The sequence below is a fragment of the Nonomuraea sp. NPDC001699 genome, assembly GCF_053596455.1.
This window is the reverse complement of sequence record NZ_JBSFGF010000017.1, coordinates 97,375-109,863: the sequence shown is the minus strand read 5'-3', so window position 1 is coordinate 109,863 and position 12,489 is coordinate 97,375. Positions and strand designations below refer to the sequence as shown.

Genomic DNA, 12,489 nt, shown 5'->3' with positions numbered 1-12,489 from the left:
CATCGAATTCACTCGCCGACCTCCAGCCGGAAAGAGACGCAACCAAAATGGCACGACGCACCGACGTCATGGACACCATCGTCAGCCTCGCCAAGCGCCGCGGGCTCGTTTACCCGTCGAGCGAGATCTACGGCGGACTTCGCGCGTCGTGGGACTACGGTCCTCTGGGCATCGAGCTGAAGAACAACGTCAAGCGGCAGTGGTGGCTGTCGATGGTCCAGTCGCGCGACGACGTGGTGGGCCTCGACTCCTGCGTCATCCTGGCCCCCGAGGTCTGGCGGGCCAGCGGCCACGTCGAGACCTTCACCGACCCGCTGACCGAGTGCCAGTCGTGCCACAAGCGTTTCCGCGCCGACCATCTCGTCGAGGCGTACGAGGAGAAGAACGGCAAGGAGCCCGACAACGGCCTGGCCGACGTCACCTGCCCCAACTGCGGCAACAAGGGCACCTTCACCGAGCCCCGGCAGTTCAGCGGCCTGCTCAAGACCTTCCTCGGCCCGGTCGAGGACGAGTCGGGCCTGGCCTACCTCCGTCCGGAGACCGCGCAGGGCATCTTCATCAACTACCTCAACGTGCAGCAGTCGGCGCGCAAGAAGGTCCCGTTCGGCATCGGCCAGGTCGGCAAGTCCTTCCGCAACGAGATCACCCCGGGCAACTTCATCTTCCGCACCCGCGAGTTCGAGCAGATGGAGATGGAGTTCTTCGTCAAGCCCGGCACCGACGAGGAGTGGCACCAGTACTGGATCGACGAGCGCTTCCGCTGGTACTCCGACCTGGGCATCAACAAGGACAACCTGCGCCTGTACGAGCACCCGCAGGAGAAGCTGTCCCACTACGCCAAGCGCACCGTCGACGTCGAGTACCGCTTCAACTTCCAGGGCTCGGAGTGGGGCGAGCTGGAGGGCATCGCCAACCGCACCGACTTCGACCTCACCGCCCACTCCAAGGCGTCGGGCGTCGACCTGAGCTTCTTCGAGCAGGACACCGGTGAGCGTTACGTCCCCTACGTCATCGAGCCGGCCGCCGGCGTCGACCGGGCCACGCTGACCTTCCTGCTCGACGCCTACACCGAGGACGAGGCGCCCAACGCCAAGGGCGTCCTGGAGAAGCGCACGGTGCTGCGGCTCGACCACCGGCTCGCGCCGGTCAAGGCCGCGGTGCTGCCGCTGTCGCGCAACGCCGACCTGTCGCCGAAGGCCCGCGACCTGGCCGCGCAGCTGCGCAGGCGGTGGAACGTCGAGTTCGACGACGCGGGCGCGATCGGCCGCCGCTACCGCCGCCAGGACGAGATCGGCACCCCGTTCTGCATCACCGTCGACTTCGACACCCTCGAAGACCACGCGGTGACGATCCGCGAGCGCGACAGCATGGCCCAGGAGCGCATCGCCATCGACCAGGTCGACTCCTACCTGCGTCAGCGCCTCAACGACTGACCTCGGCACCACCGGCGCCGCCCCGGCTTCGGCCGCGGGCGGCGCTCGCCGTTCACGGCCCGGCCGGTTCAGGACAGGTGGCGGCCGAACCAGGTCAGCACGTAGTCGTAGGCCTGCGAGGCGGCCCGCGCGTCGTAGCGGGCGCCGGTGTCGTTGAAGAAGGCGTGGCCGACGCCCGGGACGGTCACCAGCTCGTGGGTGAGCCCGGCCTTCGTCAGCGCCGTCTCGGCCGCGTCCCTGGTGGCGTTGACGCGGTCGTCCTGCTCGGCGTAGATCGCCAGGACGGACGCCCGCGCGCCGGTCAGATCGGCGTCGTCGGGCAGCGGGCCGTAGAAGGGCGCGGCGGCGGCCAGCCGGTCCTCCCCGGACGACAGCAGCAGCCATGTCATCCCGCCGCCGAAGCAGAAGCCGATCATGCCCAGCCGGACGCCCTCGGCCCGGTTCCGCAGCTCGCCGACGGCCGCCTTCATGTCGGCCACGAACCGTTCCTGCGGGATCTCGCCCAGCTTGGCCGTGACCTGCGCGGTGTCGGCGAACGCGGCCGTGCCGCCCTCGTGGGAGAGCAGGTCGGGCGCGAGGGCCGAGTAGCCGCTCGCGGCCAGGCGGCCGGCGACCGAGCGGATGTGGTCGGTCAGGCCGCGGTTCTCGTGCATGACCAGCACCGCGCCCTTGGGGGCGGCGGCCGGGGACCAGGCGGCCCGCAACGTGGTCCCGTCCGGGCCGGGGAACGTGATCGCCTGTGTGGGGAGCGGCGGCGGGCCCGCGGGGGAGGCCGCGCCGGGCGGCGAGGCCGTCTGCGGCCCCGGGGGGCTCGCCGGGCCGGTGTCCGGGGTGGCGCCGCAGGCGGCGAGGAGAGCAGTGGCGGCGGGGAGGGCGAGCCCGAGAAGGCCCAGGCGGCGCAGAGCCTCGCGCCGCGAGATCAGGCCCTCAACGTGATCGAGTGCCACTTCTTCTGCCAAATATCGCTGGAAGGGCGTCATGGTCGAAAGATCTAACCGTCAACACCGAAAAATCGTGTAAAGGCGATAGTTATGTGGTTTTTCGCGGGTGTTTGGTGCAGTGTTGCCGGGCCGGGAAGGCCGATCCGACCCATGGCGTGACACCCTATCCGGAACTAGGGTCAAGATCATGCGACTGCTGGTGGTCGAGGACGAGGAAGACCTGGTCGACGCGTTACGGGTGGGTCTGGTCCGGGCGGGCTACGCGGTGGACGTGGCCTACGACGCGCCGTCGGCGCACGAGAAGCTGGAGGTCAACACCTACGACCTGGTCCTGCTCGACCTGAACCTGCCCGGCGGCGACGGCTTCCAGCTCTGCCGCTCGGTACGTGCCGCCGGCCGCGGCGTGCGGATCATCATGGTGACCGCCCGCGACCGCCTCGACGACCGGGTACGCGGCCTCGACGAGGGCGCCGACGACTACCTGGTCAAGCCGTTCGCCTTCCCCGAGCTGCTGGCCCGGGTACGGGCGCTGCTGCGCAGGGACACCGGCGGCACCGCCGTGCTCCAGGTGGGCGGGCTGCGCATCGACACCGCCCGCATGGAGGTCTCCCTCGACGGCCGCTCCCTGGCCCTGACCCCCAAGGAGTACGGCGTGCTGCACTACCTGATGACCCGTCCCGGCCACGTCGTCTCCACCGAGGAGCTGCTCGAACACGTCTGGGACGAGCACGCCGACCCGTTCACCAACACCGTCCGGGTCACCGTCGGCAACCTGCGCCGCAAGCTCCAGGAGGACGGCCTCATCGAGACGGTGATCAGCCGCGGCTACCGGCTCAAGGAGCCGGCGTGATCCACACCATCCGCTTCCGGCTCACCGTGCTCTACTCGGGGCTGCTGTTCGTGCTGGCCGCGCTGGTGCTCGGCGGCATCTACGCGGCCGTCTCCAAGACCACCGAGGAACGCCCGTACTCCACCGAGTACGCCAAGGCGTACCGCGGCAACCAGTACGTGGGCAAGCAGGAGGTCGTCTTCATCGAGGAGGTCGAGAACGAGGTCAACATCAGGACGCTGGCCACGCTGCGCGACTATTCGCTGGCCACCCTGGCCGGGCTCTACCTGGCGTCCCTGGGCATCGGATGGGTGCTGTCGGGGCGGGTGCTGCGTCCGGTGCGGTCGATCACGCGTACGACGGAGGAGATCCAGGCTACCGACCTGACCCGGCGGATCAGGCTGGGCGGCTCGCGCGACGAGCTCAAGGACCTGGCCGACACCATCGACACCATGCTCGACCGGCTGGAGGAGGCGTTCAGCGCGCAGCGCCGGCTCATCGACGACGCCTCGCACGAGCTGCGCAGCCCCCTGACGATCATCCGGGCCAACGTGGACGCCGTGCTCGCCTCGCCGGAGGCCAGCGACGAGGAGCGGGCCAGGGCCGTGCAGATCGTGGACCGGGCGACCACCCGCATGACCAGGCTCGTGGAGGACCTGCTGGCCAGCGCCCGGCGGCAGGCGACCGCGTTCGCCGACACCGACCTCGACCTGGGCAGGGTGGCGCGGGAGGCGTGCGAGGAGTACGCGGCGCCGGCCGCCGCCCGCGGCCTGACGATCACCCGCACACTGGACCGGGACCTGGAGATGACCGGCGACCAGGACGCGCTGCGCCGCGCCGTGGCCAACCTGCTGTCCAACGCGGTGCGGCTGACCCCGCCGGGCGGCCGCGTCCGGGTCGGGGCCGGCCGGTCGGACGGCTGGTTGTGGGTCGCGGTCAGGGACGACGGCCCCGGGCTCGGCGCGGCGGAGCAGGAGCGGGTGTTCGACCGGTTCTGGCGCGGCGAGGCCAGCAGGCGCGACCGGCACACCGGCCTGGGCCTGGCCATCGTCCGGCAGATCGTGGAGTCGCACGGGGGGCGGGTGGCGGTGTTCTCCGCGCCCGGGCAGGGGGCCACGTTCGTGCTGTGGCTGCCGCCGCGCGACGGCGCGCCGGGCCCGTCGCCCGAGACCAACCCGATCCCCGCGTGACCCGGCCCCCACGCCTGCTCCAGAACGCGCCCGAGGCCCTCGCGCCTACTCCAGGACGCGCCCGACGAGCTGACCCTGCCGGGCCACCGCCACGCAGTACGCCGTGCGGTGACGCGGCCACTCGGCCTCCAGCGGCGGCAGCGCGGTCACCTCGATGTCGCTCAGCCGTTCCTGCTTGACCCGCAGCCGCGGCGCGCAGAAGCTCTTGGCCTGCCGCCTGGCCTGCTCGGTGCCCGGCCACGGACCCTCCGGCACGACGTAGATCATGCCGAACTCGGCCCTGTGCGGGTTGCCGCACGGGACGAGCGTCGCGATCAGGTCGTCGGGGATCGACACCAGGCAGTCTCCAGGCCTGAGCTGGGTCGCGTGTCGCTGCTCCGCCCCCGGTAGCAGCGACCCTGCGGCGGGCTCGGGCGTTCCCGAGCCGCAGGCGGACAGCGCCAAAGCCAGGCAGGCGGCCATCAGGCCTCGTGGCGTCGTGCGGGGCATGCGAGCAGAGTGTCATGTCCCGATCACGTCCATATCGCGGAACGAGCCGAGCTGGGTCACGTTGAGCGATCATGCCGCCGGCGCCCCGGGCCGGGCCGCCCAGGTGCGTCACCGTGCCCACCGGCGGCCTTGGCGGGGCCCTGCACGACGCTTGGGCTCGGCGGGAGACGGCCGTGGCGACCTCCTGGCGCAGGTGTGATCCGATTCTGCGGCCCGGCTCCTCTTTCTCAAGAATTGGTGTAAACCAATTGGTATAAACCAATTTATCGGGTAGCGGTCCCTATAATTGGATTAGACCTGTGCCAGGCGGTTGACCTGCATAAACGATGACTTAACCGAGGAGTGCAGTTTCATCATCAATTTCGCCGGTAGAGTCCGGGACAGAAGCGTTGGATTGGAGCTGTGGTGGCCAAGTACGTTTACGACTTCACCGAGGGCAACAGGAATCTCAAGGATCTTCTCGGTGGAAAGGGCGCGAATCTCGCCGAGATGATGAATCTCGGGCTGCCCGTCCCCCCCGGATTCACGATCACCACTGAAGCCTGCCGTCACTACCTGACGGAAGGCGCTCTTCCCGACGGCCTGGAGCGCGAGGTCGCCGAGCACCTGGACGCCCTGGAGGCCCAGATGGGCCGCCGCCTCGGGCAGGCCGACGACCCCCTCCTGGTCAGCGTACGGTCGGGCGCGAAGTTCTCCATGCCGGGCATGATGGAGACGGTCCTCAACATCGGGCTCAACGACGAGTCGGTCCACGGCCTGGCCAAGCAGGCCGGCGGCAACGACCGCTTCGCCTGGGACTCCTACCGGCGGCTGATCCAGATGTTCGGCAAGACCGTCCTCGGCCTCGACGGCGACCTGTTCGAGCACGCGCTCGACGAGCTGAAGGGCCGCCGCCAGGACACCGACCTCGACGCGGGCGAGCTGCAGGGTCTCGTGGAGACCTACAAGGGCATCGTCCGGGAGCAGACCGGCAAGGACTTCCCCGCCGACCCCCGCGAGCAGATGCGGCTGGCCGTCATGGCGGTCTTCGACTCCTGGAACGCCCCGCGCGCCATCCTCTACCGCCGCCAGGAGCGCATCCCCGCCGACCTCGGCACCGCCGTCAACATCGTGGCCATGGTCTTCGGCAACGTCGGCAACGACTCCGGCACCGGCGTCGCCTTCACCCGCGACCCCGGCTCCGGCCAGCAGGGCATCTACGGCGACTACCTGCAGAACGCCCAGGGCGAGGACGTCGTCGCCGGCATCCGCAACACCATCCCGCTGCAAGAGCTCGAACGCCTCGACAAGCCCTCCTACGACGAGCTGCTGCAGATCATGGAGACGCTGGAGAACCACTACAAGGACCTGTGCGACATCGAGTTCACGATCGAGCGCGGCAAGCTGTGGATGCTCCAGACCCGCGTCGGCAAGCGCACCGCCGCGGCCGCGTTCTGCATCGCCACCCAGCTCGTCGACCAGGGCCTGATCACCCTGGACGAGGCCGTCACCCGCGTCACCGGCGACCAGCTCGCCCAGCTCATGTTCCCCCGCTTCGACGGCGGCGCCGAGAAGAAGAAGATCGCCAAGGGCATGAACGCCTCGCCGGGCGCCGCCGTCGGCAAGGTCGTCTTCTCCTCCGAGCGCGCCGTCGAGCTGGCCGGCCGGGGCGAGGACGTCATCCTCGTCCGCCGCGAGACCAACCCCGACGACCTGGCCGGCATGATCGCCGCCAAGGGCATCCTGACCAGCCGCGGCGGCAAGACCTCGCACGCGGCCGTGGTCGCCCGCGGCATGGGCAAGACGTGCGTGTGCGGCGCCGAGGAGCTGGACGTCTCCACCGGCGAGCGCAGGTTCACCGCGCCCGGCGGCGAGGTCGTCTCCGAGGGGGACGTGATCTCCATCGACGGCACCACCGGCGAGGTCTACCTCGGCGAGGTCCCGGTCGTGGACTCGGCGGTGGTCGAGTACTTCGAGGGCGCGCAGCCGGACGACGACCTGGTCAGGGCCGTGGACCGGATCATGGCCCATGCCGACTCCGTCCGCCGGCTGCGGGTGCGCGCCAACGCCGACACCCCCGAGGACGCCGCGCGGGCCCGCCGCTTCGGCGCCCAGGGCATCGGCCTGTGCCGCACCGAGCACATGTTCCTCGGCGAGCGCCGCCGGCTCGTGGAGGACCTCGTCCTGGCCGACGGCGACGAGGAGCGGCAGGCCGCGCTCGACGCCCTCGAACCCCTCCAGAAGGCCGACTTCATCGGCATCTTCAAGGCCATGGGCGGCGACCCCGTCACCATCCGGCTCATCGACCCGCCCCTGCACGAGTTCCTGCCCGACCTCGTGGACCTGGCGGTCAAGGTGGCCACCTCGCCCGACGTGACCGACAAGGACCGCAGGCTGCTGGCCGCCGTCAAGCGACTGCACGAGCAGAACCCGATGCTGGGCCTGCGCGGTGTGCGCCTCGGCCTGGTGATCCCCGGGCTGTTCGCCATGCAGGTGCGGGCGATCGCGCAGGCCGCGGCCGAGGTCCCGGGCGCGCGTCCGGAGATCATGATTCCGCTGGTGGCGGCCGTCCAGGAGCTGGAGTCCGTACGCGAGGAGGCGGCCGGGATCCTCGCGGAGACCGGCGTCGAGGCGCTGATCGGCACGATGATCGAGGTGCCGAGGGCGGCGCTGACGGCGGGCCAGATCGCCGAGGCCGCCGAGTTCTTCTCCTTCGGCACGAACGACCTGACCCAGATGACCTGGGGCTTCAGCCGCGACGACGTGGAGGCCGCGTTCTTCTCGCGCTACCTGGAGCTCGGCATCTTCGGCGTCAGCCCGTTCGAGACCCTCGACCGCGACGGCGTCGGCCGGCTGGTCAGGATCGCCGTCGAGGAGGGCCGCGCCGCCCGTCCCGACCTGCACGTGGGCATCTGCGGCGAGCACGGCGGCGACCCCGACTCGGTGCACTTCTGCCACGAGGTCGGCCTCGACTACGTCTCCTGCTCCCCGTTCCGCATCCCGGTGGCCCGGCTGGAGGCCGGCCGCGCCGCCCTGACCGACACCGACTCCGACACCCGCTGACCCGCCCGGCGGCCGGGCCCGGCCCCGGCCGCCTCCCGCGCGCTACCCACGCCGCCGGTTGGCCAGCACCACGGCGGTGAACACCACGAGCCCGATCAGGAGGAAGAAGAGCACGAAGCCGATGATGATCTCCGGGACGCCTAGGTTCACGACGGGTTCCCTCCCTGCCGGCGCTCCCTGGAGGAGCGCTCCTCGGGACGGATCCTAGGAACGGCCGGTTGAGGATCTGTTGACTTCTTGTCGACAGACCCGGAGATCACCTCAAAACCGGTCATTGCGATACTTTCCGCCATGGAAAATCTCGTGGACTGGGAGCTGCGCACCGCCGGGCCGGACGAGGTCGAGGCGATCGCGGAACTGCGGGCGACGGTGATGCGCCCCGACCTGGAGCGGCTGGGCCGCTACGACGAGCACCGGGTGCGTCAGCGGTTCCGGGACTCCTTCTCTCCCGGCCACACCTCCGTCATCCTGGCCGGCGGCGCCTTCGCGGGCTGCGTCACCCTGCGCCCCGCCGAGGACGGCCGCTGGCTGGAGCACTTCTACCTCGACCCCGCCCTCCAGGGACGCGGGCTCGGCTCGGCCGTCCTGCGGACGCTGCTGGACCGCGCGGACGCCGAGGGCGCGCCCGTACGCCTGATCGTGCTGCGGGGCAGCGCCGCCCAGCGGCTCTACGAACGGCACGGCTTCACCGTCGAGGGCGAGGACCAGGTGGACGTCCTCATGGTCCGCCGGCCGGCCGCGAGCCTGCCCACGCCCGGCTAGCGGGGCAGGGCCTCCTCCAGCGGTACGTAGTCGTGCCGCATCCCGTGGTCGCCCAGCCACTTCCGCAGCCCGGCCACCGCCTCCGGATCGCCGGCGACCCTGGCCGCGTACTCGGCCAGGGCCACCTCCTCGCCGTCGTCGTACAGCAGCCGGGCGGGGCCTGACCAGGACAGCGTCCACCTGGCCTCGCCGAGCTGGATCAGCACCGCCTCCAGCGCCTGCCCCAGCACCCCGGCGAGCAGCGTCTCGGACGGCTTCCAGCCCAGCTCGCGCAGCTGCCCGGCCAGCTCGGCCCCCCGGCCCCTGGCGATCGCCTCGAAGGCCGCGTCGAGGTAGGGGCGCGTGGCCCCCATCACCCGCTGCCCCGCCACCGCCAGGTCGCGCAGGGCCTCGGCGTTGCGCCCGGCGTACATGCCCTGGGCCACCAGCTCGTCCCACGGCACCGGACGCAGCCCGGCCAGCGCCTCCGGCGTCCACATCGACCGCTCCACCGCCTCGGCCGCCACGTCGGGGTCGCGCAGCAGCGTCAGCGCCGGACGCGGATCGGGGACGTGCTCCGGCTCCGGCAGGTTCGCGATGGCGGCCAGGCGGTCGGCCAGGCTGGGATGGGAGTCGTACGGCGAGACGTCCTCGGGCCGCTCGCCGAGCCGGGCGATCTCGGCCTGCCGGCCCGGGTCGTTCATCAGCGCGTGGAAGCCGCCGAACACCGAGGCGGGCCGGGAGCCGCCCACGCCGGTCAGCGACAGGTAGTCGCCGACGTACAGGTCCCAGCCCAGGGCGGTGTCGTGGATCTTGCGGAGCGCGCCCGACATGGCCTGTCGCCCGCCGATCGCCACCGCGAACTCGTCGGCCTCCAGCTCCTGCCGGCGCGACACGGCCTGGGAGACCCGCAGGTAGAGCTTGGCGTACCCGGCGAAGAGCCGTTGGATGAGCGGATGGTTGCCGAGCCCCTGCACGGTCGCGATCAGCGAGACCCGCCCCCGGTAGACCGGCGCGCCCAGCCGCGTGTGGGCCCCGCTGTAGTGGCCCAGCTCGTGCCCGAGCACGGCGCGCATCTCGTCGACGGTGAGGGTCTGCAACAGCGGCAGGCCGATGAACATCCGCCGCCGCGTCGCGCGCAACCCCAGGAACCGGGTGTCCTCCGAGACCGCCGCGTTCACCTCGGGGACCAGCCGGATCTCGTCGGGCGGCGCGGTGCGCACCCGCCGGGACAGGTCCTCCACCACCTGCCAGAGCGCGGGCTCGTGCTCGCGCCCCACCTGCACGCCCGGCTGCTCGCCCCCCTGGCGGCGGCCGACCATGAACAGCGCCCGAACCAGCGCGCCCGCCGCCAGCGTGAGCACGATCGCGGCCTTCAGCGCCGTGGCGTGGAAGTCCACCAGCAGCAGGACGTCGAAGAACACGGCGGCCGCCAGAATGATGCCGACCAGCACGTAGAAGCCGGCGAGCAGACTGAAGGCCAGCACCGCTCGGAACGCTGTCGTCATGGGGGAGGGCTCCCGGGGAAGGGGTTCTCGCGAGGCTTGACACTAGCGGAGACGGGAAACTGGATAAAATCACTGCAGAAATGTCGTACTACGACGAGCACGACCAGGAACGATGGGTCCCGGAACCACCCGGCAACCCCGGACGAGGCGCGTTCGAACGCGACCGTGCCCGCGTCCTGCACAGCGCCGCGCTGCGCAGGCTGGCGGCCAAGACGCAGGTCGTGGGCCCCGGCGAGACGCTCGGCGGCGGCCAGCACATCCCGCGCACCCGGCTGACGCACTCGCTCGAATGCGCCCAGGTCGGCAGGGAGATGGGCGCCACGCTCGGCGTCGACCCCGACCTGGTCGAGACCGCGTGCCTGGCCCACGACCTCGGCCATCCGCCGTTCGGGCACAACGGGGAGGTGGCGCTCAACGCGCTGGCCACCTCGTGCGGCGGCTTCGAGGGCAACGCCCAGAGCCTGCGCCTGCTCACCAGGCTGGAGGCCAAGGTCCTCACCGAAGACGGCCGCAGCGCCGGGCTCAACCTCACCAGGGCCGCCCTCGACGCCGCCGTCAAATACCCCTGGACGTGCGAGAAGTCCCCGAAGTTCGGCGTCTACCACGACGACCTGCCGGTCTTCGAGTGGATCAGGGACGGCGCCCCGGAAGGCCGGGTGAGCTTCGAGGCCCAGATCATGGACTGGGCCGACGACGTGGCCTACTCCGTCCACGACCTGGAGGACGCGCTCCACTCCGGCCACGTCACGCCCGAGGCGCTCCAGTCGCCCGTCGAGCGCGGCGCGGTGGCCCGCATCACCCGCACCTGGTACGCGCCCGGCGCCGACCTCAACGAGCTGGAGGAGGTCTTCGCCAAGCTGATCGCCGACCCGCTGTGGCCGCGCCGCTTCGAGGCGACGCTCGCCGACCTGGCCGGCCTCAAGGCGCTCACCAGCGGCCTGATCGGCCGGTTCTGCCGCTCGGCCCAGACGGCCACCAAGGAGGTCCACGGCGCCCGCCACCGCGCCGACCTCGTCGTGCCGCGCGCCACGCTGATGGAGTGCGCCCTGCTCAAGGGCGTCACCGCCCACTACGTGATGACCACCGAGGGCCACCACGCCAACCAGGCCAGGCAGCGGGAGCTGATCACCGAGCTGGCCTCGCTGATCACGCTCGGCGCCCCCGGCACGCTCGAACCCGCCTTCCGGCCCGCCTTCCTGGAGGCCCCCGACGACGCGGCCCGGGTGCGGGTCGTGATCGACCAGATCGCCTCGCTCACCGACACCTCGGCCGTGGCCTGGCACCGCCGCCTGTCGACGTGACGGCACCCCGCCGTGCCGGGGATCCAGGAGCTGATCAGGCCGGGCGTCGTCACTGACCGAAAGGAGTCGACGTCGGCTCCGTCGTGACCGGATCGTCGTCCTTGGTGTCGTCGGTCCGCGGCTTCCTGGGCTTCTTGCTGGCCTGGGGCACCTTCTTGGACTTGCACTGGACCGCGCAGCGCGGCGTCTCGCCGAGCCTGCCGCGCAGCCCCAGCGTCTCCTTGCGCGGGGAGAGCGTGCGGTTGCCGGACCGCCAGGCGTCCAGGTAGTCCCACGGCTCGACCATGCCCCGGCGGACCCACCAGTAGGCCGGGCCGGTCTTCCAGGAGATCGCGAAGTAGAGGTTGGAGCCGGTGTCGCGGGCGTTGCCGGACCTGCCCACCCGGCCGAGCAGCTGCCCGGCCTTGACGCGCACCCCTGGCCGGACGCCGGCGGCGATGGAGTCGAGGTGACCGCCGAGGTAGCGCACGCCGTCGTCGCCGATGATCGTGACGAACCTGCCCTCGCGGTCGGCGCCCTTGTCGGTGGAGGGCGTCCACCGGTTCTTGACGTTGACCTCGTCCACGACGCCGCCCACGGGCGCGACGAACGAGCAGCCCTGCGCGGCCCAGATCGTCGTCTTGGGCAGCACGAGCAGGGCGCGCTGGTAGGTGCTGGCGCAGCCCTTGACCGGGAACGCGTAGGTGAACTTCGACAGCTTGGGCGGCGGCACCTTGACCGGGTCGTCGCCCTTGGGCGGCTGCTCGGCGCCCTGGTCGGACGGGCCGGGGGAGGGGATGGTGGCGGTGACCGCCGGCGTGGGGGTGGGCGTGCTCGTGGCCGGGGCCGTGGAGGGCGACTGGGCGCTGACGCCCGCCACCCCGGTCGCCTGGGCGCAGGCGCCGGTGAGCAGCACGGCGGCGACAGCCACCCACCGTGCGATATGCCCGGAACGCATAGTTTTCCTCACCCGTGTCACCGTTTCCACCGACAACCCTCACCTTTGTAGCCGACCACGGGACTCCGCATCACCAGT

Annotated in this window: 10 protein-coding genes; 6 read left to right on the top strand and 4 right to left on the bottom strand. The window is 71.2% G+C overall.

What is annotated here, in order from left to right; all coding sequences use genetic code 11:
• Positions 1-47: 47 nt before the first annotated feature.
• On the top strand, positions 48-1,433 hold the full coding sequence (locus ACWCSU_RS37270) for a glycine--tRNA ligase (RefSeq protein WP_357693950.1): 1,386 nt from the start codon (positions 48-50) through the stop codon (positions 1,431-1,433).
• A 68-nt stretch (positions 1,434-1,501) separates the two neighbouring features.
• Here ACWCSU_RS37270 and ACWCSU_RS37265 read toward each other — a convergent pair whose 3' ends face one another.
• Positions 1,502-2,380: a dienelactone hydrolase family protein gene (locus ACWCSU_RS37265; protein WP_449941482.1), complete on the bottom strand. Its 879-nt coding sequence runs from the start codon at positions 2,378-2,380 to the stop codon at positions 1,502-1,504.
• Positions 2,381-2,561: 181 nt separating this feature from the next.
• Between ACWCSU_RS37265 and ACWCSU_RS37260 the strand changes: the two genes are divergently transcribed.
• The gene (locus tag ACWCSU_RS37260; protein WP_357693948.1) at positions 2,562-3,224 is read left to right on the top strand and encodes a response regulator transcription factor; all 663 of its coding nucleotides are present in this window, start codon (positions 2,562-2,564) and stop codon (positions 3,222-3,224) included.
• Complete coding sequence (locus ACWCSU_RS37255; protein ID WP_449941480.1) at positions 3,221-4,393, top strand: HAMP domain-containing sensor histidine kinase; 1,173 nt, start codon at positions 3,221-3,223, stop codon at positions 4,391-4,393. Before ACWCSU_RS37260 ends, ACWCSU_RS37255 begins: the two co-directional genes overlap by 4 nt.
• Positions 4,394-4,438: 45 nt before the next feature.
• Here the strand turns inward: ACWCSU_RS37255 and ACWCSU_RS37250 are convergent, their stop codons facing one another.
• Positions 4,439-4,882, bottom strand: coding sequence for a hypothetical protein (locus tag ACWCSU_RS37250; protein ID WP_364086899.1), 444 nt, complete (start codon positions 4,880-4,882; stop codon positions 4,439-4,441).
• 405 nt (positions 4,883-5,287) lie between these two features.
• Here ACWCSU_RS37250 and ppdK point away from each other — a divergent pair, with 405 nt between their 5' ends.
• Positions 5,288-7,924 (top strand): pyruvate, phosphate dikinase, encoded by a 2,637-nt coding sequence (ppdK, locus tag ACWCSU_RS37245; RefSeq protein WP_449941478.1) that lies wholly within the window; start codon positions 5,288-5,290, stop codon positions 7,922-7,924.
• A 291-nt stretch (positions 7,925-8,215) separates the two neighbouring features.
• On the top strand, positions 8,216-8,686 hold the full coding sequence (locus ACWCSU_RS37240; RefSeq protein WP_357693939.1) for a GNAT family N-acetyltransferase: 471 nt from the start codon (positions 8,216-8,218) through the stop codon (positions 8,684-8,686).
• Here the strand turns inward: ACWCSU_RS37240 and ACWCSU_RS37235 are convergent.
• Complete coding sequence (locus ACWCSU_RS37235; RefSeq protein WP_449941476.1) at positions 8,683-10,173, bottom strand: M48 family metallopeptidase; 1,491 nt, start codon at positions 10,171-10,173, stop codon at positions 8,683-8,685. The genes ACWCSU_RS37240 and ACWCSU_RS37235 overlap by 4 nt on opposite strands.
• An 80-nt stretch (positions 10,174-10,253) precedes the next feature.
• On the opposite strand from ACWCSU_RS37235, the gene ACWCSU_RS37230 reads away from it, so the two are divergent.
• Positions 10,254-11,474: a deoxyguanosinetriphosphate triphosphohydrolase gene (locus ACWCSU_RS37230; RefSeq protein ID WP_357693935.1), complete on the top strand. Its 1,221-nt coding sequence runs from the start codon at positions 10,254-10,256 to the stop codon at positions 11,472-11,474.
• A gap of 49 nt (positions 11,475-11,523) precedes the next feature.
• Here the strand turns inward: ACWCSU_RS37230 and ACWCSU_RS37225 are convergent, their stop codons facing one another.
• On the bottom strand, positions 11,524-12,384 hold the full coding sequence (locus tag ACWCSU_RS37225) for a M23 family metallopeptidase (protein WP_449941473.1): 861 nt from the start codon (positions 12,382-12,384) through the stop codon (positions 11,524-11,526).
• Positions 12,385-12,489: the final 105 nt, after the last annotated feature.

What these genes read in the sequence shown, in the direction of transcription:
- ACWCSU_RS37260 (WP_357693948.1), top strand. Translation starts at nt 2,562, where the DNA reads ATGCGACTGCTGGTGGTCGAGGACGAGGAAGACCTGGTCGACGCGTTA.
- ACWCSU_RS37235 (WP_449941476.1), bottom strand. Translation starts at nt 10,173, where the DNA reads ATGACGACAGCGTTCCGAGCGGTGCTGGCCTTCAGTCTGCTCGCCGGC.
- ACWCSU_RS37270 (WP_357693950.1), top strand. Translation starts at nt 48, where the DNA reads ATGGCACGACGCACCGACGTCATGGACACCATCGTCAGCCTCGCCAAG.
- ACWCSU_RS37250 (WP_364086899.1), bottom strand. Translation starts at nt 4,882, where the DNA reads ATGCCCCGCACGACGCCACGAGGCCTGATGGCCGCCTGCCTGGCTTTG.
- ACWCSU_RS37230 (WP_357693935.1), top strand. Translation starts at nt 10,254, where the DNA reads ATGTCGTACTACGACGAGCACGACCAGGAACGATGGGTCCCGGAACCA.
- ACWCSU_RS37240 (WP_357693939.1), top strand. Translation starts at nt 8,216, where the DNA reads ATGGAAAATCTCGTGGACTGGGAGCTGCGCACCGCCGGGCCGGACGAG.